We start from the raw sequence: 20,128 nt of genomic DNA, 5'->3' as shown, positions 1-20,128 counted from the left end.
TTAGAATCGGGAATTCTTCACACCAATCGGGCAGCACCAGCAGCCCGTCGGGTTCTTTAAAGCCATGCATCCAGTTCTCAACATCCTCATCAAGGCGGCGCGGCGCGCCAGCCAGATCATCAACCGCGCCTCGCTCGACCTGGGTCACCTGCAGATCACGACCAAGCGCCAGAGTGACTTTGTCACCGAAGTCGACAAGGCGGCCGAGGCCGCGATCATCGAGGTGCTGCGCGAGGCCTATCCCGACTACGGCATTTTAGCAGAAGAGTCGGGGCACACCGGTGGCCACGCCGGCGGCAGCGACTACCAGTGGATCATCGACCCGCTCGACGGGACAACCAACTTCATCCACGGCTTTCCCCAGTACGCGATTTCCATCGCCCTGGCCTACCGCGGACAGATCACCCAGTCGGTCGTTTATGACACCGTCCGCAACGAATTGTTCACCGCCAGCAAGGGCGGCGGTGCTTTCCTCAACGACCGCCGGATACGCGTGAGCAAGTGCATCCGCCTTGACGACGCGTTGCTCGGCACCGGCTTCCCCTATCGCGTCTATGAGCATATCGATGCCTACCTGGCGATGTTCAAGGAACTGGCGAAGAAGAGTTCGGGCATCCGCCGCCCCGGCGCCGCCTCTCTCGACCTGGCCTACGTCGCCTGCGGCCGCTTCGATGGCTTCTGGGAGTTCGGTCTGTCGCCCTGGGACATCGCCGGTGGCGCGCTGCTGATCTCCGAGGCCGGCGGACTGATCGGCGATCTGGCCGGCAACGAGACCTACCTGCAGACTGGCAACGTCGTCGCCGGTACCCCGAAAATCTTTGCGCAACTGCTGCAGGTGATCGACGCCCACCGCACACCCGGGCTGATGGCCTGAGCAAACGCCGGCGGCGCGCCGGGTGGCGAGCCGCCGGTTCGCCTACCCCCTGATAACCGCCAGGGCATCGTGATACGGGTAGCCGAGGTCTTCGGCCACCTCGCGACAGGTAAGCTTGCCGAACGCGACGTTCAGGCCATTGCGCAGATGCTCGTCGTCCTCGAGGGCCCGGCGCCAACCCTTGTCGGCGATCTGCAGGGCGAACGGCAAGGTCGCGTTGTTCAGCGCATAGGTGGACGTGCGCGGGACGCCGCCGGGCATGTTGGCCACACAGTAGTGCACCACATTGCCCACCATGTAGGTCGGATCGGCATGCGTCGTGGCTCTTGCAGTCTCGCAGCAGCCACCCTGATCGATGGCGACATCGACGATCACCGAACCCGGCTTCATCGCATCGACCATGTCGCGCGTGATCAGCTTCGGCGCCGCGGCCCCAGGGATGAGCACGCCACCGATGACCAGATCGGCGCGCAGCACCTGCTGCTCGACATTGTCCCGGTTCGAGAAGACGGTCATCACGCGTGCGCCGAGCACGTGATCGATGCGGCGCAGGACATCGATATTGCGGTCGATGACCACCACCTGGGCACCGGTACCGACAGCAACCTGCGCGGCGTTCGTGCCGACGACACCACCACCGAGGATGACAATCCGCGCCGACGGCACACCGGCAACGCCGCCCAGGAGGATTCCCATGCCGCCGTGCGCCTTCTCGAGGCAATAGGCACCGGCCTGGATCGACAGGCGGCCGGCGACTTCCGACATCGGCGCCAGCAGGGGCAGACCGCCGCCAGGCTGGGTGACGGTTTCATAAGCGATGCACACGGCGCCGCTGGCGACCAGGTCAGCGCACTGCTCGGGATCGGGAGCGAGGTGCAGATAGGTATAGAGGATCTGTCCCGCGCGCAGCATCGCCCGCTCGGCCGCCTGCGGCTCCTTGACCTTGATGATCATTTCCGCGCTGGCAAAAATCTCCCCCGCGGTGGACGCGATGCTTGCGCCCGCTTTCTGGTAGACCTCGTCGGTGGCACCGATACCTCGGCCGGCACCGGTTTCAACCGTCACCTGATGACCATGCGCGACCATCTCCCGCACCGATGACGGAGTCAGGCCAACGCGATATTCGTGGTTCTTGATTTCCCTGGGTACGCCGATCAGCATCCTCGTCTCCTTGCCAGTAGTCTTGTTTTCGGGCCGCTCATCTTATGCGATTTCCGGATTGCCGGCGGCTTTTTTGCCCAACGCGGCGTGTGACCGCGGGCAGCATCCTGGCCTGCCGTGGCGTCCATCACGTCGATGCCGACCAGCGGACAATGTTGTTCTGCGCCCTCGCTTGCAGGTACACTGCCCCATGCGCTGCGCCGCCGGTCGGGACGGCGGCAGTCGCCCGAAGCAAACCCGAATCCCGACCTTTGAGAGATTCCATCCGTGCTCGCTTGTCTCCCCTCGCTGAGGTTTCCCGCCGACGGTGACGCCACATGAACTCCGCCGATGCCGGCGGGGTCGATGGCCGGCCACCCGCCGCCGCCGATAACAGCCGCAAGCTCCCGCCGGCCGCTGCCACCATCGCCGGCGAACTGGCAGGCTTTCGCCGCGACATGCTGCGCTTTGCGGTGCTGCAATTGCGTGATCAGGCGAGTGCCGAAGACGCGGTGCAGGAAGCCATGTTGTCCGCGCTCGAGGGCGCCGACCGCTTCGCCGAACGCGCCAAACTGAAGACCTGGGTCTTTTCGATTCTCCGGAACAAGATCGTCGACATCATCCGGCGGCGGGTGCGCGAGCCGAGCTACCAGGCTCCCGAAGAGGAGATCGACGATGCCGATTTCGACCCCTTGTTCAGGAGCAACGGCCACTGGCAGAACGACTCGCGGCCGGCAAGCTGGGGAGACCCGGCGAAGAGTCTTGAGGACCAGCGCTTCTGGATGGTCTTCGATGCCTGCCTGAACCGCCTGCCGGCGGGAACAGCCCGTGTCTTCATGATGCGCGAAATGCTCGGGCTGGAAACCGACGAAATCTGCAGCGAACTATCGATGAGCAGCAACAACTGCTGGGTCGTGCTGCACCGGGCGCGTATGGGGCTGCGCCTGTGCCTCGATCAAAAGTGGTTCACGACGGGGGACCGGGGCGCATGATGAACTGCCAGCAAGCCGTCAGGCTGATGTCAGACGAGATGGATCGCGGGCTCGCCGGGAGCGAGCGTTTTTCACTGCGCCTTCACTCGCTGCTCTGTGTCGGCTGCCGCAACTACCAGCGGCAGATCCCCTTCTTGCGACAGGCGTGCCGGGCGACGCCGCCCGCCGACGTCACACCACCCACAGCGTCGTCGCCAACCCGCGAGTGAGCGACGCACGGCCGCCCGCGAGCACCTGCCGTCGGGGCCGGGGACGCCTGTCAAGTGCCGACGACTCCGCCATCCCGACGGCGGATGACCAGGGTGGCGGACCGCGGTCGGCCGCCGGTCACCTCGGCGAATTGATTGGCGGGCCAGCCCGAGACAGCCAGCGGTCTGGCCGGATCGGAACGTGCACCGGGGACCTCCCCGGGATGCTGAACGTTTACAAACAGGTTGCACGAATCAGGCGTTGCCGTCAGCCCAGTGATCTCGCAGCCTGACGGACCCGTGAGAAAGCGCCGGATCTCGCCGCTGGCAACATCGGCGACGAGCATCTGGTTGTTGCCGATCCGCTGGTAATCCCCGTGGTTCATGAGACGGCCCGGGACGTCGGTCTGAATCCACAGGCGGCCTGCACGGTCGAAAAACAAGCCGTCCGGGCTGCCAAAGGAATCGCCGCGAATGTTGCCTCGCTTGTTCGCGTCGCTATGCTGGGAGTCGCCGCAGAGAACGAAGATGTCCCAGGAAAAGCGGCCGGCCGCGGCGTCGCCCGCGTCCTCGCGCCAGCGGATGATGTGGCCGAAGGCGTTGTCCGCACGCGGATTGGCGGCGTCGGCAGTTACCCGCTGGCGGTTGTTGGTCAGGGTGCAGTAGACCTCGCCGCTTTGCGGCTGCACGGCAATCCACTCGGGCCGATCCATTTTCGTCGCGCCGACCAGGTCGGCCGCCTGGCGCGCCCGGATCAGGACCTCGGCCTGACCGGCAAAGCCATTCGCCTCGTTCAGGTTGTTCTGCCCATGCTGCAGGGCGACCCACTGACCGCGCCCATCAGCCTCGAAACGCGCGACGTACAGCGTCCCGACCTCGAGCCAGCGTCCGCTGGTCGCCGAACTCCCGGCGATGAAGCGATCGCGCGAAACGTACTTGTAGATGTACTCGAACGCCTCGTCGTCACCCATGTAGACAACCACCCGCCCGTCGCTGGCCAGCGTGACGGTCGCTCCCTCGTGCTTGAAGCGACCGAGTGCCGTATGCTTTACGGGCGGCCGACCAGGCTGCCACGGGTCGACCTCGACTACCCAGCCGAAGCGGTTGGCCTCGTTGGGCTCGCTCGCGACGTCGAAGCGGCTGTCGTGTTCATGCCAGCGCAGTCCGCTCCCCCCCTCGCGAATCCCGTAGCGCCTCTGCGCCGCCGTCGGTGTCCCGCTGGCGTTGAAATAGCCGTTGAAATTCTCTTCGCAGCTCAGGTAGGTACCCCAGGGCGTTAGCCCCATCGCGCAATTGGCGAGCGTGCCGAAAACGACGTTGCCGCGCCGGTCGTCACGCGTGCGCATGTCCACGGCACCGGCGGCCGGACCGTCGATGCGCATCGGCGTGCGTGCCGTGATCCGGCGCGCGTAGGCCGAGGGCCTGACAATCTGCCAGCGCAGCTCGCTGCCGCCGCCCCGGAGTTGCACTTCGATCACCGAGATGCCGTGCGCGTTCTGTGACTTGAGCGTCTTGGCATGACTCCAGGCGGCCGTACCGCCAACGTGCAACAGACCCTCGTCCGTGTACTCGTGGTTGATGCACAGCAGACCGTGCGTCGACGACGGACGGCCATCATTGACGAAAGGAAAGAACTGCATCCCGTCGTGATGCATTCCCGCCTGCTCGGCCTGTTCGGGCGCGCTGTTGCTTGCGTCGCCCCGAAACGCTGGGCCGAGAGAGATCGGATCGCCCCAGGCATACAGCAACTGGAGCGTGTAACCCTCGGGCACCCGTACGGCATCGTCAGTCGCCGCGGCAATCGGCCGGAAACCGATCGCTGACCCGCCACCCCCAGCAGCCTGCGCCGGCAGGCCGAAGAACGCCAGCGCGGCGCTACCCAGGCCGGCTTGCAGAATCTGGCGCCGCGTTGCCGAACCGGCCGCACGCGCTCCGAGCAGTTGCTCCAGATGCGGGTTGGCGCTGTCGTTGCTGAGCAAGTCGTCCTTCACTGGCTGCTTCTCCTCGCAGTTCGCCGAAAGCCGCAATTATCCCCCTGCCCCCTTCGTCGGTGTGCCCGGAAGCGACCTCCCCCTTGGCACGCCAGGCATTCGCTGCCACTTCCTGCCGCCACGTCACAACTAGCGTCGGCGAGCGGCCACTGGAGGCGGACTCCCTTGCCGGGCACGTTCGCAAGGCATTACGCAACACGGTTGCATTTGACTGGTTAACGAGGCAAGATCCACGTCCCATGCCCAAGCCGAGCCGTGCACCTGTCGTCTGCCCTCACCCCTGATGCCTTCGATTACTCCCCCGACCGTCTCGCCGCGTGTCGTGAGCCGCAACCCGGTTCTCTGCGCCAGCGCCCCGGCGCGCCTGATTTGGGCGGGCGCCGCGCTGGCCCTGTTGTGGACGACGGTCCTCTGGGCTCTCGCTTGAACGCGCCGCTGCCGACCAACGGTCTCGTGCCTGCGCGCGCCCAGCCGATCCTGCGCTTCGAGAACCTGACTCTTGGTTACAACCGGCATCCAGCAGTACATCATCTGCGCGGCGAAGTCGCCGCCGGCAGCCTGCTGGCCATCGTCGGCCCCAACGGTGCCGGCAAGTCGACACTGCTCAAGGCGATTGCCGGCGAACTGCGGCCACTGCAGGGCCGGATCGAATTGAACGGCCTCGAACGCCGGCAGATCGCCTATCTGACGCAGTCGACGACCCTCGATAGCAGCTTCCCGATGGTCGTTCATGACTTCGTGGCGATGGGGCTGTGGCGCGAAATCGGGGCCTTCTCCGGACTCAGCCGCACGCAGCGCGGAAACATCGAACATGCGCTTGGCGTCGTCGGCCTTGCCGGCCTGGAGAACCGTGCCATAGGCACCCTCTCGGGTGGCCAGTTGCAGCGGGCCCTGTTTGCCCGCGTCCTGCTCCAGGACTCGCCGCTGGTCCTGCTCGACGAGCCTTTCGGCGCCATCGACGCGGCCAGCGTCCGCGATCTGGCGACACTGGTCCGGCGCTGGCACAGCGAAGGACGAACGGTGATCGCCGTCCTGCATGACCTCGAACATGTGCGGCAGGAATATCCCGAGACGCTGTTGCTGGCACGCGAGGTCGTCGCCCGCGGCGATACCGCAAGTGTCCTCAGCGAAGAAAATCTGCTGCGCGCACGCCGCCTCGCCGAGGGGCGCGGCGACGATGCGCACGCTCCGGTCTGTCACGCCGTGGGCAACGTCGAATGATCGAAGCGCTGTCCGACATGCCGCTGCTCTCGCCCTTCATCGAATTCGGCTTCATGCGCCGGGCGCTGGCGGGCTGCCTGGCACTGTCGCTCGGAGCGACGCCGATCGGCGTCTTCCTGATGCTGCGCCGGATGAGCCTGGCCGGTGATGCGATGTCGCACGCCATCCTGCCGGGCGCCGCGGTCGGATACCTGCTCGCCGGGCTGTCCTTGCCGGCAATGACGATCGGTGGTCTGATCGCCGGCCTGGCGGTAGCGGTGATGGCCGGCGGCGTCGCCCGCAACACGGTGATCCGGGAAGACACCAGCCTCGCCACCTTCTATCTCCTCTCGCTTTCCGCCGGCGTGTTGATCATCTCGCTACGCGGCAGCAGCGTCGACCTGCTGCATGTCCTCTTCGGCAGCGTCCTGGCGCTCGACGACGCCACGCTTCTCCTGCTCGCCGGCTTCACCTCGCTGTCGGTCGTGGCACTCGCCATCGGGCTGCGGCTGTTCGTGCTCGAGAGCTGCGACCCGGCCTTCCTGGCGCGCATCAGCCGGCTCGCACCGTTGGCCCACTACGGCTTTCTGACTCTCCTGGTCATCAATCTGGTCGCCGGCTTCCACGCACTCGGAACGCTGATGGCGGTCGGCATCATGATTCTGCCGGCAGCGGCCGCCCGCCTCTGGGTGTGCAGTATCGGCCCGCTGTTGCTGCTCGCCGTGTTCACTGCGCTCCTCGGGTCGACCAGCGGCCTGCTTCTTTCCTACTACATCAACGTGCCAGCCGGACCGGCGATCGTCCTGACTCTCGGTGCCCTGTACCTGCTGTCACTGGCCATCGGGCCACTCGCCCCGCTCGCCAGCCGCTGGCGGACGAGCTGGCATTTCGAGCGCTGAACGCTCTGGGAGATCGCGCATGTCATCCATCCTCCGGCTTCCCCTGCACCGCCTGACGGCCATTGCCCTGCTGGTGCTCGGCATACTCGTTTCTACCGATCGGACCGCGGCGGCCGATGTGCTGCCGGTGGTCGCCAGCTTCAGCATACTCGGCGATCTCACACGGCAGATCGGCGGCGAGCGTGTCGAGGTCCACACGCTGGTCGGCCCCGGCGCCGACGCGCACGTCTACCAGCCCACCCCGGCCGACGCGAAGAAGCTGGCGCGCGCCAGACTGGTGATCGTCAACGGACTGGGTTTTGAAGGCTGGATCGATCGCCTGATCAAGTCCTCCGGCTATCGCGGCAAGCTCGTCGTCGCCAGCCAGGGCATCAACGCGATCCGCCTCGAGCGTACAGACGTCGACAAGCATGGATCACGTGAGCACGCCCACACCGACGATGTCGACCCGCACGCCTGGCAGGATCTGGCCAACGGCCGCCGCTACGTGGACACGATCGCCGCGGCCCTAGTCGACGTAGACCCCGCCGGTAGAGCTGTCTATCAGGCCAACGCCGCCCGCCTGAACCGGGAGATCGGCGCGCTCGACAGCAAGATTCGATCGACCCTCGGCGCACTGCCGGCTGCACGACGCAAGGTGGTAACTTCGCATGACGCCTTTGCGTACTTCGGCCGTGCTTACGGTTTCCGCTTCATCGCTCCAGTCGGCATCAGCACCGATGCCGAACCTTCGGCCGCCGACATCGCAGCAATCATCCGGCAGATCCGCAAGGAGAAGATCAGGGCGATGTTCATTGAGAACATTGCCGACCCCCGCCTCCTCGAACGTATCAGCCGCGAGTCCGGCGCGCGCGTCGGAGGCACCTTGTACTCCGACTCGCTGGCGACTGCCGGCAGCCCGGCCGACACCTACCTCGGGATGATGCGGGAGAATACCCGGACTATCGAGGCCGCGCTCGCCGACTGACGCCGACGCCCGTTCGGCGGCCAGGCTGTCGGTGCGCCCGCGGAGCGACCGGCGTCAGCCCGCAAGCTCCCCCGGCCTCCCCGGCAAAAGAACCGGACCGACCTTCGCCGCGGCGGTAGAATTCCCGACAACGGCGAGCCGTCATCATTCCGTCACAAAATCGACGCATGATTACTCCGTCGTTCCGATCCATGTCGACCAAGGAGACTCCTCATGCAACGCCTTCTCTCAGTCCCCTCTCCAGCCACGTACGTCACATCGCTCGTCCTTTCCGCCGCGCTTGCCTTCAGCCCGCTCGCCATCGGCGCCGAGGCGGTGGTGAAGATCGACGGCTCGAGCACCGTCTATCCGATAGCCGAAGCCATGGCCCAGGAGTTCCAGCGGGCCAGGCTGCATGAGGTGCACGTCAACGTCGGCGTCTCCGGAACCAGCGGCGGCTTCGCCAAGTTCTGCCGCGGCGAAACCGACATCGCGAGCGCCTCCCGACCCATCCTCAAGAAGGAAATGGAGGCTTGTGCCAAGGCCGGCGTCCGCTATTACGAGATGCCGCTTGCCTACGATGCGCTGACCGTCGTGGTCAATCCACAGAACAGCTTCGTCAGCAGCCTGAGCGTGGCGGAGTTGAGGAAACTGTGGGAGCCGCGGGCACAGGGCAAGATCACTACCTGGCGGGATCTCAACCCGGCCTGGCCGCCCCAGAAGATCAAGCTCTATGCTCCTGGCGCCGATTCCGGAACGTTCGAGTATTTCACCGAGGTGGTCGTTGGCACGGCGAAGGCGAGCCGCGCCGACGCCACGACCGCCGAAGATCACGCCGTGCTCGTGCAGGGGATTGCCGCCGACAAGGACGCCCTGGGCTATGTGGCTCTCGACTACTACGTCGAGAACCAGCAGAAGCTCAAGGCCGTGGCGATCGGTGACGGCAAGGATGCCGTCCTGCCGACGATCGCCAACATCCGCAGTGGCGGCTACCAGCCGCTCTCGCGTCCAATATTCCTTTATGTCAGTGAAAAGTCGATCGAGAAACCGGCGGTCAGGCAATTCGTCGACTTCAGCATGAAGAATGCGGCCAGGGTGGTCGAGGAAGTGAACTACCTGCCGCTGCCGGCGCGAGCGTACAACGAGAACCTTGAACGCATCACGGCCAAGAAGGTCGGCACCGTCTATGGCGGCGAGGACAAGGGGCGCTTGCGGCCCATCGACTCGCTGCAGATCCTCAGGGCACTGATGCACGGTTCGTGACCAACATCCGCGCAGAAGGCCATTGCCGGCGCTACCAGAGGCCGGCAGCCCTCGTCGTCGCAACCCATCACCCTCACCTACCACGGAGATTTGTATGTCATCACCCGCCAAGCGGTCCAACGCTGAAGCTCTCAGCGCTGCCGCCGTCGAACTGAAACGCCGAAGAGCCGCCCGAACGGCCACGGAGACGCCACCGCCCAAGCCCGGGACGGCAAAGAAAGTCAAGACGGTCCGCTGCAGTGTACGGCTGCCGGAAGGTGAGTACCGGGAACTCGCGAAGCTCAGGAAGCGTCTTGGCCGTGAGGGAGTCAGCACGAAAAAGGGAGAACTCGTTCGCGCCGGCCTGATGCTGCTCGCCCTGCTTGACCGCACCGACCTGAATGCGGCGATACGCGACGTGATCGCCCCGGAACCGGCCACCCACCAGACACCCTAACCGGCTGCCCGGCCCGCTGCAAGCAAGGACCGCGCGGGCCAATGTCATCAAGCTGTCACATGGCCAGCGCAGAATCCGCTCCGAAGTTGTGATCCACAGACAATAAGGAGTTCATCATGAATCAAATGTTGCCCAAGGCGGCCGTGCTCGCCATGACGTTACTGGCCGCGCTGTCCTTCGCTGCGTCGGCATCGGCGGCGCCGGCAGTCGTCAAGATCGACGGCTCAAGCACCGTATTCCCGATCACCGAGGCCGTCGCCGAGGAGTTCCAGAAAGCCAAGAGAGGCGCCGTCAATGTCACCGTCGGCATCTCCGGAACCGGGGGCGGCTTCAAGAAGTTCTGCCGCGGCGAGACCGACGTGGCCAACGCCTCGCGGCCGATCCTGAAGAAGGAAATGGACGACTGCGCCAAGGCCGGCATCCGCTACTACGAAATGCCCATAGCGTATGACGCACTGACGGTGATGGTCAATCCGCAGAACGCGTTCATCAAGAGCATGAGCGTCGCCGAGCTCAAGAAGATCTGGGAACCGGGTGCGCAGGGCAAGATCAATAGCTGGAAGGACGTCAACCCGGCGTGGCCGGATCAGAAGATCAAGCTCTACGGTGCTGGGTCGGATTCCGGCACCTTCGATTACTTCACCGAGGCGATTGTCGGCAAGGCCAAGTCGAGCCGCGGTGACTACACCGCGTCGGAGGACGACAACGTCCTGGTGCAGGGAATTTCCGGCGACAAGGGTGCGCTCGGCTACTTCGGCTTTGCCTACTATATCGAGAACCAGAAGAAGCTGAAGGCTGTTGCCATCGACGGTGGCAAGGGACCGGTAGCACCGACGCCCGAGAACGTCGACAACGGCTCGTACCAGCCCTTGTCACGGCCGATCTTCATCTACGTCAGTGAGAAGTCGCTGGAGAAACCGGAGGTCAAGGAGTTCGTCGAGTTCTACATGAAGAGCGCCGCGCCACTGGTCAAGGAAGTGAAGTACATCCCGCTACCCGCCAAGGCCTACACCGGCAACCTCGAACACCTCGCCAAGAAGAAGCTCGGCACCGTCTTTGGCGGCCAGAATGAGGTCGGCCTGACCATCGAACAGTTGATGAAGCGCGAAGCTCAGCTCTGAGCCGGCACCACCGACCCCGTGAACCGGAACGGCCATGCGGGTGATCAGGCCGCTCCGCCCTAATTGACGTCGTCCAGGGCTCGAACGATGAGCAGCATTCCCTTGAAACCCCTTTCACCACCGTTGCTGGAAGCGGGCGCCGGCCAGCCGCCGGCGGCCGCATCGATGCGTCGATCGATGAACCTGCGCCGCCGCCTGACGGAACGCGGCATCGAAGGATTGCTGCTGCTCGCCGCGCTGGTTTCGGTGTTCACGACGCTTGCCATTGTTGCGATTCTCGTCTGGGAATCGATCCTCTTCTTCCGCACGGTGCCGTTGATCGACTTTCTCACCGACACGCAGTGGACGCCACTTTTCGACGACGCGCACTTCGGCATCATCGCGCTGCTCTCCGGCACGCTGACGACGACGGTCGTCGCCCTGCTGGTGGCCATCCCCCTGGGAACCATCCTGGCCATCTATCTCTCGGAGTTCGCCCCCTTTCGCGTCCGCGAGGTGGCCAAGCCCTTCCTGGAAATGCTTGGTGGGGTGCCCACGATCGTCTACGGCTACTTCGCCCTGCTCTTCGTGACGCCGCTGCTGCAGAGGTTCTACCCCGACCTGCCCGGCTTCAACATGCTCTCGGCCGGGCTGGTCATGGGCATCATGATCGTCCCCTACGTCAGTTCCCTGTCGGAGGACGCCATGCGCGCGGTGCCGATGAACATGCGCGAGGCGTCCTACGCGATGGGTGCGACGCGCCTGCAGACCGCCCTCTTCGTCGTCACGCCGGCAGCACTCTCCGGCCTGGCCTCGTCCTACATTCTCGGCATCTCGCGCGCCGTTGGCGAGACCATGGTCGTCGCCATCGCCGCCGGCATGCAGCCGAGTTTCACCTTCAACCCGACCGAACCGGCAGCAACGATCACCGCCTACATCGTTCAGGTGGCCCTTGGCGACCTGCCGCACGGATCGATCGGCTACCAGACGATCTTCGCCGCCGGCCTGACGCTGCTGCTGATCACGCTGCTGTTCAACATCATTGGCCACATCCTGCGCAAACGCTTTCGCGAGGCTTACTGACAATGCCAGCCGACTCACTCACCGTCGCCGACGGCTCGCCCGATGCCCACCTGCAGGCGGTACGTCACCTCATCGCCCGGCACAAGACACTGGACTGGCTCTTCGGCCTGCTTGGCGTTGCTGCCCTGATGTTCGCGATGCTGGTTTTTGCGATGCTTTTCGGCCAGATGCTGGTGAACGGATTCCCGCACCTCTCCTGGGACTTCTTCACGAGTTTTCCATCGCGCCGGGCCGCCAGCGCCGGCATACTTTCGGCCTGGGTCGGCACGATTCTGGTGATGCTGGTCACCGCCGTGGTGGCCGTGCCGCTCGGTGTGGGCGCCGGCATCTATCTCGAAGAGTACGCTCCCAAGAATCTGCTGACCGACATCATCGAGATCAACGTCACCAATCTGGCCGGCGTGCCGTCGATCATCTACGGACTCCTGGCGCTGGCACTCTTTGTCTACCAGTTCGGCCTCGGCCAGAGCATCGCCGCGGCCGGGCTGACGCTGGCCCTGCTGATCCTGCCGGTGGTCATCGTCGCCACCCGGGAGGCGATCAGGACGATCCCGCAGCAAATCCGTGAGGGGGCCTATGCCTGCGGCGCGACCAAATGGCAGGTGGTCGCTCACCATATCGTGCCCTATTCGCTGCCGGGGATCATGACCGGCGTCATCATCGGACTGGCGCGCGCCATCGGCGAAACCGCCCCGATCATCACCATCGGCGCGTTGACCTTCATCGCCTTCCTGCCGCCCTCGCCCTTCGGCAACCCGGGACATCTGATCTCCTTCGACTGGCTGACCGCGCCGTTTACCGTCATGCCGATCCAGATGTTCAACTGGATCTCGCGTCCCGAGGCGGCCTTTCAGGCCAACGCGGCGGCGGCAGGACTGGTGCTGGTGGTGATGACCCTGTCGATGAATGCGATCGCCATCTGGATCCGCTACCACTTCCGCAAGCGGATCAAGTGGTGAGCCGCCGCCATGGTGTGAAGAGAAACCAACAAGGAAAGCCATCGTGAGCACCGTAACTACCCTGACTCCGAAACCGCAGGCCGAACTGAAGGCACAGGTCAATGCGCTGAATTTCTACTACGGTGACTTTCAGGCGCTGAAGAACATCGATTTCCCGGTTGAGAGAAATCAGGTCACGGCCTTGATCGGCCCCTCGGGCTGCGGCAAGTCGACCTTCCTGCGCTGTTTCAACCGCATGCACGACCTCTACCCGAACATGCGTTACGAGGGCGAGATCCTGCTCTATCCCGACGCCGTCAATATCGTCTCGCCGCAGGTCGACCCGATCGAGGTGCGCATGCGCATCGCGATGGTCTTCCAGAAGCCCAATCCGTTTCCCAAGTCCATCTACGAAAACGTCGCCTACGGCCTGCGCGTGCGCGGCGAACGCAAGAAAGATGTAATCGACGAGAAGGTGGAAGAAGCGTTGCGCGACGCCGCCTTGTGGGACGAAGCCAAGGACCGGCTCAACGACCTCGCCTTCAACCTCTCCGGTGGCCAGCAGCAGCGCCTGTGCATCGCCCGGGCGCTCGCCACCGACCCCGAGATCCTGCTCTTCGACGAGCCCACGTCGGCTCTCGATCCGATTGCCACGGCACGCATCGAGGAACTGGTCAGCGAACTCAAGGAGCGGGTGACAATCCTGATCGTCACCCACAACATGCAGCAGGCCGCACGCGTCTCGGCCTATACCGCCTTCATGTACATCGGCCAGTTGATCGAGTTCGACGACACCAAGAAGATCTTCACCAACCCTTCGTCGAAGCTGACCGAGGAATACATCACCGGGCGCTTCGGTTGATCAGGCTTCGGTGAGAGTCATCAGGATATCGGCGTACCAGGCGCTGTTCAGACCGAGCGCCTCGTCCAGTTCGAGATCGCGAGTGCCAACGTCCAACCGGGCCGAGTGGACTCCCAGCAGCATCCAGGGGAGGTCGCCGTGCGCCACCGTCGCGCGCGGAAGACGCATGACGACGGGCGCGCCGCTCGTCCCCCGGTGCGTGCGTGCGTCGGTCAGGAAATAGCCCTCGCCCTTGAAACGCAGGCCGAATGAGGAGGCGATCACGGCTTGGCGGACCACCGGCATGTGGTGCAGGGTATCGTGGAAGCCGAGCGGAAAACCGACCACCAGGAGCGACGACCCCACCTCCACCGAGTCACATGGGCCGGCCAGGTGCGCCGGCGTAAAGGCGCGATAGACGGTGGTCGGCGGTAGCGCGCCGCGGTCGATCTCGATCACCGCCACGTCAATGTCGCCAGCGGCATCCAGACCCTGGCGCCAGAGGCGGCTGCCATGGCGATACAAGGGGATCGAGAAGCCGGTGGAGCCGGCCATGTTGGCAGGATCGATGTGCAACTCGATCTCGATGCGATCGGGAGCATGCCGGCTTGGCTTGTCGCGCATGACGTGCCGGCTGGTCACCACGAACAGCCTGTCCCCGCGCGCAAAGAAGAACCCGCTGGCGTTGGTCAGCGCGCGCTGGTGGTCGAACGTGCAGATGCGCGCGGCGGTGAGCAGAATGGTGTCGATCATGGATTCGCCTTCGCGAGCGCGGGTCAGTCAGTGGTGGCAGCCGACCATTTTAGGGCATCGATGAGCGCGTCGGCGCGTCGGCTCGCTGCTGGCCGGCCACCGCGCCGCGCTGAAGTTGCTTGCTGACTGGCGTCCATTGGCCGAGAATGCAGCGTGCGCCCACCTTGGTCGATCCGACACCTGAGCGCCCGGCACCGGCAAGCACTGAACAATTTTTCTCGATTGAAAGGAGACATGCACCATGGGTTTGCTCGATTCGGTACTGGGCTCGGTCCTCGGCGGACAGCAGGCAGCGGACGCCACTCAGGGTGGCGGTCTGGCCGGCATGCTGGGCACCCTGCTCAGCAACCCGCAACTGCTGCAAGTGATCACGGGCCTGCTGGCCAACGATGGCGCCCAGGGCGGCCTGGGCGGCTTGATGGGCAAGTTCCAGCAGGCCGGCCTCGGCGACGTACTCGGTTCGTGGGTCGGATCGGGTCCGAACCAGCCCATTTCCGGCAACCAGCTGACCGCCGTGCTGGGCTCCGACGTGATGGCGGATCTGGCCGCCAGCCTGGGCACCGACACCGGGGCAGCGGCCGGCCAATTGTCCCAGGTTCTGCCGGGCCTGATCGATCAACTGACGCCTTCCGGTGCGGCGCCGCAAGAAGGGCTGGGAAGCGGCGGCGAGCTGATGGGCATGCTCGGCGGCCTGCTGGCGAGACGCTGATCCGTTGAGGGCAGCGGCACACCCGGACAGCAGTCCGGACTGGCCACCAAGCGCTCCAACCGCTGCGCGCGAATCGCCGCTCAGCCCAGTTCAGCCCAGTTCAGCCCAGTTCAGCCCAACTCAGCCCTTTTCCATGCCTCTGGCCTCCGAAGCAGCGCTCCAGATCCGATAGCGGACTTCAACGCCTGCAGGTGCATACACCACCACCGGCAAGCGGCTGTTGTAGCGAATCAGGTAGCGTTCGCCGCCAAGCGCGACGAAGCGGCTCACCTTGGGCGCGTCCGGATCGATGGCCATCAAGGTCCCCGCCATCGGGCCCAGGGCGCTGACCACGTAGCGCGGAAACCCCCAGCCCTTGATCGTTTCCTCCTCGATCCGACCAGCGAAAAAGTATCTGTTCCGTTCATCGACGTCGACGGTCTTGCCAACGATCAACTCGACCTTGAAATCGGACTCCTCGCCCTGTTTCGGAAGCTGCAGGACGTAACGGACCATCCCCCCTTCGGCCGCAGGAAACGCCCGCATGTCATCCGCGGCCGGCACCGCAGACACGGCCAGGAGAAACCACAGGGCACCCAGGAAACCAAACAGTCTCATAACGCCTCCACAAAGCCGTCCAAAGGAGAAAGGACCTGGTCGCCCGCGCATGCCGCTCGCGCCCACGTACCACTGCGGCAGCCGGCGGAAAAGCTTCGGTGGCCATCGCGGCGCGACAGCGTGGTCGACGAGCGAACGGGGGGGTTGGCGACTACTCGGCGACTGTAAATGCCCCCGCTTTGCGCAGTGAATCGCCGGTCGCAACGGCACGCCTTCTCCTGTTGCCGCCGATCGTCCACCGTCCCGCCGGCCGGTCCTGGCGATATCCTGGCTATCAACCTTCGCTCCTGAAGTCCTGCGGGTCCTTCTCCTTTGCGCGACGCCGCAGGTCGTCGAGCAGCATGTAGCAACTGGTCAGCAGCACCCACAGCGGGAATACCAGGATGAGTCGGTCGATGTACCGGCTAGTGAGCAGCAGCAATAAAGCCAGGGCATAGCCGACGAGCGCAATCCAGCGGGCAATGAAGCCGGTTCGCAGCGCCAGTGTGGACGTCGCGATCATGAACACGCCCGCCATTCGGACGGCATAGACGTTCATCACCTCGTAGCTGATCGCGCGCGCTACGCTGAAAGTCGCGGAGCCAAGCACACGCGTCGGCTCCGCCGTGTAAGTCACGACCAGTCCACCAACGACGGCCGCCGAGAAAAACAACATGGCCAGGAACAGCAGTCCGCTGCCCAGAAAGACGGTGGCAAACAGCCGATCCTCGCGAGCGCCGAGACGGTCACGCAGCACCCCGATGAACCAGAGGAAAGAGATCCCGGCAAAGGGTATCAGATGCAGCGCCGTCGCCACGGACTGCGAACTCGTCTGTAACCAGGTACCCGCCTCCAGCGGGTCCTGGGGAAGCGACTCGCGCAGCAACCACACGCTGGCCATCAGCAGCAATGAGAAGAGAATGCCGGCAATGGCCGCGGCGCGCGGCGCGCGCAGGAATTGCGCGGCAGTCGTCGCCGAGTCAGGCGGCATCATCTTCGCAAGGACGGACCTGAGCGGCCAGTGCGGGCTCCGCGCCGCGACAGACCCAGATCAGGAAAAGGCCCTTTGCCCGGGACACGATGGCCTCCTCTTGAGGGTTCAGCAGGGTAGGAAATCCGACGACACCAGGGAGAGTATATGAGTCCCCAGGAAGCAGGGTCAATCACGAAATGGGTCCCTGAGGCCCCTGCAATGGCATCCGACGCCCGTCCCGCCGAGCGCCTCGGGTCTTCCGACGACGGGCAATGGACTCGGCTTGTTCCACCCCGCTCGGGAAGACCGGTCGCGCCACAGTCGCGATCGCCGCCACGGTCGGCCGATCACGACAAGCATCCAAGGCTCTCCCGGCAACTCCCGATTCAGACCTCGGACTTCAACCGCCAGGCCGGAAACTCGGCACAGAAGGTGCTGCCCTCGCCGACTTGCGACTCGATGGCGAGCGTCGCCTGGTGGCGCAACAGGATGTGCTTGACGATGGCGAGTCCGAGGCCGGTACCGCCGGTGTCACGCGAACGGCCGCGGTCCACACGGTAGAAGCGCTCGGTCAGGCGCGGCAGGTGCTGGGCGGCGATACCGACACCGGAGTCGCGCACGGAAAACATCCCGTTACCGTCGCGAAGCGTCCACTCGATCGCAATAGCGCCGCCAGCCGGCGTATAGCGGATGGCGTTCGACACCAGGTTGCCGAAGGCGCTGTGCAACTCCTTGCGGTCACCGCGCAAGGCGGGGCCGCGACAGCTGACTGCCAGACGATGCCGACCTTCGCTGAGGCTTTGCCCTTCGGACAGCAGCTGCGCGAGCAGATCGGCCATATCGACGTCCTCTTCGCTCGCCGGGGCGTCCTCCGCCTCCAGCCTCGACAGCGTCAACAGATCGTCGACCAGACTCAGCATGCGCGCGGTCTGGTCGCTCATCAGACGCGCAAAGTGCAGGCGCTGATCGGCGCTCATCGTGCCCTCGTCGGCAAAATGCTCCAGGAAGCCGCTGACCACGGTCAATGGAGTACGCAATTCGTGCGAGACGTTGGCGACGAATTCGCTGCGCATCGACTCGACACGCCGGGCATCGGTTACGTCGAGGCTGACGAGAAGCTTGTGCTGCTCGCCGAGAGGGACCACCCGGAGCGCGTACACGCGCGTCCGCAAGGCTGCGGACTGCAGCAGAAAGGAGGCGGTCGGGTCCGGACTGCCAAGGTAGTCGGCGAAACCTGGCGTGCGAACCAGTTGCTCGATGATCGCGCCTGTATCGCGCGGCAGGCGAATTCCCAGGTGCGCCTCGGCGGCACGGTTGTGCCACTGGATCCGGTGGCTGGCGTCAAGGATCACCAGACCATCAGGGACGGCGTCCATGGCGTCGCGAAAGGAGCGCAGGCGCGCCTCGACCGCCTCGAGGGTGCGCGCGTCGTGACGCAACTTGCGCGAGAGTCTGAGGAAAACGTCGCCCCAGGCGCCACCGGTGTCCGGGAAGCCGGCGCTGCCCGGGCTATCGAGCCACGCCAGGAGGACCGCCAGCCGCCTGGTCTGCACCACGACGACAAGCATGAAAGCCAGCGCGGCTGCCGCCCACCCCGCGGCCGGGCCGTGCAGCGCCCAGACCAACCCGGCCAGACAAACGATCGGCAGCAAACCGGTCAGCAGGGTCTTCGCGAACCACGGCCCGGCGGGGCTCATGGGGCGTTCTGCGTCGACTCGGCTCGCCCGATCAGTTTGTAGCCTACCCCGCGCACCGTTTCGACCATCTGCTCGGCTGCCGGGCCGAGAGCGACGCGCAGGCGCCGGATGTGGATATCGACCGTACGGTCTTCGATATAGACGTGATCGCCCCAGACGTTGTCGAGCAGCTGCTGGCGCGAGTAGACCCGCCCGGGGTTGGCGATCAGGAAGCGCAGCAAGCGGAACTCGGTTGGCGTCAGAGTGATTCGCTGACCATCGACGCGCGCTTCGTGGCTGACCGTGTCGAGTTCGATCGGGCCGGCGCACAGCGTGCCCTTGACGAATTCGGGCGCACAACGGCGCAGCACCGCGTGTACGCGGGCGACGAGTTCCTTTGGGCTGAATGGTTTGACGATGTAGTCGTCAGCGCCACCTTCGAGGCCGGCGACACGATCAGTCTCCTCGCCACGCGCCGTCAACAGGATGATCGGCAGGTGGCGCGTCCGCGCATCGCTGCGCAAGCGCCCGGTGAGCGCCAGACCGGACTTGCCGGGAAGCATCCAGTCGATCAGCGCCAGGTCCGGCAGCGTCTCGCGCAATAGTGCCTCGGCCGCTTCGGCGGTGTCGACGCAGAGCGGCTGATAGCCGCCGCAGACGAGCGTGAAGCGCAGCAGTTCCTGAATGCCCTTGTCGTCCTCGACGACGAGGACCTGCGGCAGACTGGAAGCCGGTCGGGTCATGCCTCGTCCGCTTTCTTCCTGACCGCCGCGGTATGCCGGACATCGATGCCGCTGACCACGTAGATGACGTTCTCGGCGATGTTGGCCGCGTGATCGCCGACCCGTTCGATGGCCTTGGCGATCCAGATGATGTCGAGTGCTTCGGTAATCGTGCGCGGATCTTCCATCATGTAGGTGATCAGTTGCCGCAGGATGGCGTTGAAGGCGGCGTCGATCGCCTTGTCGGAGCCGATGACCTGGCGGGCGGTCTCGGCGTCCATGCGCGCCAGCGAATCGAGTGCGCCCTGCAACATGTCGGTGGCGAGCCTGCCGGAATGGTGGACGTCGGACAGGCGCGGTATGCGCTGACTGCCGGCCAGACGCAGCTTGCGCGACATGTTGGCGATCTTGGAGGCCTTGTCGCCGATGCGCTCGAGGTCGGTGACGACGCGCGAGATCGCCATGATCAGACGCAGGTCACGCGCGGTCGGTTGCCGGCGGGCGATCAGCAGCGTGCAGTCCTCGTCGATCCCGACCTCGTAGGCATCGACTTCGCTGTCGGTGTCGATCACCTGCTGCATTTCCTCGAGATTGCCGGTACTGAACGCGTCGACCGCCGCCAGCACCTGTCGCTCGACCAGGCCGCCCATCTGCAGGATGCGGGTACGGATGTTTTCGAGTTCGAGATCGAACTGTTTGCTCAGGTGATCGCTCATGGGGCAAGGCTCGCGTCGGGAAACAGGAGGGATGCAGGAAGCTTAAGGTGGCTATGTTACGGCAAGATGACGGAGTGCCGACGGCCGGCAGCGGCGGCGGCACAGGACAGCT

The 20,128-nt window shown here is 64.9% G+C and carries 21 protein-coding genes; 13 read left to right on the top strand and 8 right to left on the bottom strand.

The features are described 5' to 3' along the window. Positions 1–64 precede the first annotated feature (64 nt). A complete protein-coding gene (locus tag CAP2UW1_RS10020; RefSeq protein WP_015766509.1) occupies positions 65–874 on the top strand; it encodes an inositol monophosphatase family protein in 810 nt (269 codons plus the stop codon). Positions 875–916: 42 nt separating this feature from the next. On the opposite strand, the gene ald is transcribed toward CAP2UW1_RS10020, so the two are convergent. Beyond that, positions 917–2,035, bottom strand: a complete 1,119-nt coding sequence (gene ald, locus CAP2UW1_RS10015) for an alanine dehydrogenase (RefSeq protein ID WP_015766508.1) — start codon at positions 2,033–2,035, stop codon at positions 917–919. 317 nt (positions 2,036–2,352) lie between these two features. Here ald and CAP2UW1_RS10010 point away from each other — a divergent pair, with 317 nt between their 5' ends. Both CAP2UW1_RS10010 and CAP2UW1_RS10005 read left to right on the top strand, forming a co-directional pair. Further along, a complete protein-coding gene (locus tag CAP2UW1_RS10010; protein ID WP_015766507.1) occupies positions 2,353–3,006 on the top strand; it encodes a sigma-70 family RNA polymerase sigma factor in 654 nt (217 codons plus the stop codon). Continuing rightward, the gene (locus CAP2UW1_RS10005; protein WP_015766506.1) at positions 3,003–3,215 is read left to right on the top strand and encodes a zf-HC2 domain-containing protein; all 213 of its coding nucleotides are present in this window, start codon (positions 3,003–3,005) and stop codon (positions 3,213–3,215) included. The genes CAP2UW1_RS10010 and CAP2UW1_RS10005 overlap by 4 nt, the downstream gene beginning before the upstream one ends. Positions 3,216–3,265: 50 nt before the next feature. Here the strand turns inward: CAP2UW1_RS10005 and CAP2UW1_RS10000 are convergent, their stop codons facing one another. Continuing rightward, a complete protein-coding gene (locus CAP2UW1_RS10000) occupies positions 3,266–5,185 on the bottom strand; it encodes a PhoX family protein (protein WP_015766505.1) in 1,920 nt (639 codons plus the stop codon). 423 nt (positions 5,186–5,608) lie between these two features. Here CAP2UW1_RS10000 and CAP2UW1_RS09995 point away from each other — a divergent pair, with 423 nt between their 5' ends. The 9 genes from CAP2UW1_RS09995 to pstB all read left to right on the top strand — a co-directional run bounded on the left by CAP2UW1_RS09995 (position 5,609) and on the right by pstB (position 13,912). Continuing rightward, positions 5,609–6,406, top strand: coding sequence for a metal ABC transporter ATP-binding protein (locus CAP2UW1_RS09995; RefSeq protein ID WP_015766503.1), 798 nt, complete (start codon positions 5,609–5,611; stop codon positions 6,404–6,406). Further along, complete coding sequence (locus CAP2UW1_RS09990) at positions 6,403–7,284, top strand: metal ABC transporter permease (protein ID WP_015766502.1); 882 nt, start codon at positions 6,403–6,405, stop codon at positions 7,282–7,284. Before CAP2UW1_RS09995 ends, CAP2UW1_RS09990 begins: the two co-directional genes overlap by 4 nt. A gap of 19 nt (positions 7,285–7,303) precedes the next feature. After that, positions 7,304–8,251, top strand: a complete 948-nt coding sequence (locus CAP2UW1_RS09985; protein ID WP_015766501.1) for a metal ABC transporter substrate-binding protein — start codon at positions 7,304–7,306, stop codon at positions 8,249–8,251. 213 nt (positions 8,252–8,464) lie between these two features. Next, a complete protein-coding gene (locus tag CAP2UW1_RS09980; RefSeq protein ID WP_015766500.1) occupies positions 8,465–9,493 on the top strand; it encodes a PstS family phosphate ABC transporter substrate-binding protein in 1,029 nt (342 codons plus the stop codon). Positions 9,494–9,587: 94 nt separating this feature from the next. Beyond that, the gene (locus CAP2UW1_RS23680; RefSeq protein WP_015766499.1) at positions 9,588–9,929 is read left to right on the top strand and encodes a hypothetical protein; all 342 of its coding nucleotides are present in this window, start codon (positions 9,588–9,590) and stop codon (positions 9,927–9,929) included. A gap of 116 nt (positions 9,930–10,045) precedes the next feature. After that, on the top strand, positions 10,046–11,050 hold the full coding sequence (locus CAP2UW1_RS09970; protein WP_015766498.1) for a PstS family phosphate ABC transporter substrate-binding protein: 1,005 nt from the start codon (positions 10,046–10,048) through the stop codon (positions 11,048–11,050). Between the two features lie 165 nt (positions 11,051–11,215). Then, complete coding sequence (gene pstC, locus CAP2UW1_RS09965; protein ID WP_085953056.1) at positions 11,216–12,112, top strand: phosphate ABC transporter permease subunit PstC; 897 nt, start codon at positions 11,216–11,218, stop codon at positions 12,110–12,112. A 2-nt stretch (positions 12,113–12,114) separates the two neighbouring features. Continuing rightward, entirely contained in the window at positions 12,115–13,071 is a 957-nt protein-coding gene (pstA, locus tag CAP2UW1_RS09960) for a phosphate ABC transporter permease PstA (protein WP_015766496.1), read from the top strand. A 43-nt stretch (positions 13,072–13,114) separates the two neighbouring features. Beyond that, a complete protein-coding gene (gene pstB, locus CAP2UW1_RS09955; protein ID WP_015766495.1) occupies positions 13,115–13,912 on the top strand; it encodes a phosphate ABC transporter ATP-binding protein PstB in 798 nt (265 codons plus the stop codon). On the opposite strand, the gene CAP2UW1_RS09950 is transcribed toward pstB, so the two are convergent. Continuing rightward, positions 13,913–14,644 carry a S1 family peptidase gene (locus CAP2UW1_RS09950; protein WP_015766494.1) on the bottom strand — a complete coding sequence of 244 codons (732 nt, stop codon included), beginning with the start codon at positions 14,642–14,644 and terminating at the stop codon, positions 13,913–13,915. A 241-nt stretch (positions 14,645–14,885) separates the two neighbouring features. Between CAP2UW1_RS09950 and CAP2UW1_RS09945 the strand changes: the two genes are divergently transcribed. Further along, a complete protein-coding gene (locus tag CAP2UW1_RS09945; RefSeq protein WP_015766493.1) occupies positions 14,886–15,353 on the top strand; it encodes a YidB family protein in 468 nt (155 codons plus the stop codon). Between the two features lie 120 nt (positions 15,354–15,473). Here CAP2UW1_RS09945 and CAP2UW1_RS09940 read toward each other — a convergent pair whose 3' ends face one another. From CAP2UW1_RS09940 to phoU, 5 genes are all read right to left on the bottom strand, one after another. After that, positions 15,474–15,950: an ecotin gene (locus tag CAP2UW1_RS09940; protein WP_015766492.1), complete on the bottom strand. Its 477-nt coding sequence runs from the start codon at positions 15,948–15,950 to the stop codon at positions 15,474–15,476. Positions 15,951–16,224: 274 nt separating this feature from the next. Beyond that, complete coding sequence (locus CAP2UW1_RS09935; protein ID WP_015766491.1) at positions 16,225–16,923, bottom strand: hypothetical protein; 699 nt, start codon at positions 16,921–16,923, stop codon at positions 16,225–16,227. 365 nt (positions 16,924–17,288) lie between these two features. After that, entirely contained in the window at positions 17,289–18,599 is a 1,311-nt protein-coding gene (phoR, locus tag CAP2UW1_RS09930; RefSeq protein WP_015766490.1) for a phosphate regulon sensor histidine kinase PhoR, read from the bottom strand. Further along, entirely contained in the window at positions 18,596–19,321 is a 726-nt protein-coding gene (phoB, locus tag CAP2UW1_RS09925; protein ID WP_015766489.1) for a phosphate regulon transcriptional regulator PhoB, read from the bottom strand. Before phoB ends, phoR begins: the two co-directional genes overlap by 4 nt. Beyond that, on the bottom strand, positions 19,318–20,016 hold the full coding sequence (phoU, locus tag CAP2UW1_RS09920) for a phosphate signaling complex protein PhoU (RefSeq protein WP_015766488.1): 699 nt from the start codon (positions 20,014–20,016) through the stop codon (positions 19,318–19,320). The genes phoB and phoU overlap by 4 nt, the downstream gene beginning before the upstream one ends. Positions 20,017–20,128: the final 112 nt, after the last annotated feature.

Source organism: Candidatus Accumulibacter phosphatis, from assembly GCF_000024165.1.
GTDB classification, from domain to species: Bacteria; Pseudomonadota; Gammaproteobacteria; order Burkholderiales; family Rhodocyclaceae; genus Accumulibacter; species Accumulibacter phosphatis.
This window is presented reverse-complemented; position numbering and strand designations above follow the sequence as displayed.

What these genes read in the sequence shown, in the direction of transcription:
- CAP2UW1_RS09980 (WP_015766500.1), top strand. Translation starts at nt 8,465, where the DNA reads ATGCAACGCCTTCTCTCAGTCCCCTCTCCAGCCACGTACGTCACATCG.
- CAP2UW1_RS09990 (WP_015766502.1), top strand. Translation starts at nt 6,403, where the DNA reads ATGATCGAAGCGCTGTCCGACATGCCGCTGCTCTCGCCCTTCATCGAA.
- ald (WP_015766508.1), bottom strand. Translation starts at nt 2,035, where the DNA reads ATGCTGATCGGCGTACCCAGGGAAATCAAGAACCACGAATATCGCGTT.
- CAP2UW1_RS09985 (WP_015766501.1), top strand. Translation starts at nt 7,304, where the DNA reads ATGTCATCCATCCTCCGGCTTCCCCTGCACCGCCTGACGGCCATTGCC.
- CAP2UW1_RS09950 (WP_015766494.1), bottom strand. Translation starts at nt 14,644, where the DNA reads ATGATCGACACCATTCTGCTCACCGCCGCGCGCATCTGCACGTTCGAC.
- CAP2UW1_RS09935 (WP_015766491.1), bottom strand. Translation starts at nt 16,923, where the DNA reads ATGATGCCGCCTGACTCGGCGACGACTGCCGCGCAATTCCTGCGCGCG.
- pstA (WP_015766496.1), top strand. Translation starts at nt 12,115, where the DNA reads ATGCCAGCCGACTCACTCACCGTCGCCGACGGCTCGCCCGATGCCCAC.
- CAP2UW1_RS23680 (WP_015766499.1), top strand. Translation starts at nt 9,588, where the DNA reads ATGTCATCACCCGCCAAGCGGTCCAACGCTGAAGCTCTCAGCGCTGCC.
- CAP2UW1_RS10020 (WP_015766509.1), top strand. Translation starts at nt 65, where the DNA reads ATGCATCCAGTTCTCAACATCCTCATCAAGGCGGCGCGGCGCGCCAGC.
- phoB (WP_015766489.1), bottom strand. Translation starts at nt 19,321, where the DNA reads ATGACCCGACCGGCTTCCAGTCTGCCGCAGGTCCTCGTCGTCGAGGAC.
- phoU (WP_015766488.1), bottom strand. Translation starts at nt 20,016, where the DNA reads ATGAGCGATCACCTGAGCAAACAGTTCGATCTCGAACTCGAAAACATC.
- CAP2UW1_RS09940 (WP_015766492.1), bottom strand. Translation starts at nt 15,950, where the DNA reads ATGAGACTGTTTGGTTTCCTGGGTGCCCTGTGGTTTCTCCTGGCCGTG.
- CAP2UW1_RS10010 (WP_015766507.1), top strand. Translation starts at nt 2,353, where the DNA reads ATGAACTCCGCCGATGCCGGCGGGGTCGATGGCCGGCCACCCGCCGCC.
- CAP2UW1_RS10005 (WP_015766506.1), top strand. Translation starts at nt 3,003, where the DNA reads ATGATGAACTGCCAGCAAGCCGTCAGGCTGATGTCAGACGAGATGGAT.
- pstC (WP_085953056.1), top strand. Translation starts at nt 11,216, where the DNA reads ATGCGTCGATCGATGAACCTGCGCCGCCGCCTGACGGAACGCGGCATC.
- CAP2UW1_RS09945 (WP_015766493.1), top strand. Translation starts at nt 14,886, where the DNA reads ATGGGTTTGCTCGATTCGGTACTGGGCTCGGTCCTCGGCGGACAGCAG.
- phoR (WP_015766490.1), bottom strand. Translation starts at nt 18,599, where the DNA reads ATGAGCCCCGCCGGGCCGTGGTTCGCGAAGACCCTGCTGACCGGTTTG.
- CAP2UW1_RS09970 (WP_015766498.1), top strand. Translation starts at nt 10,046, where the DNA reads ATGAATCAAATGTTGCCCAAGGCGGCCGTGCTCGCCATGACGTTACTG.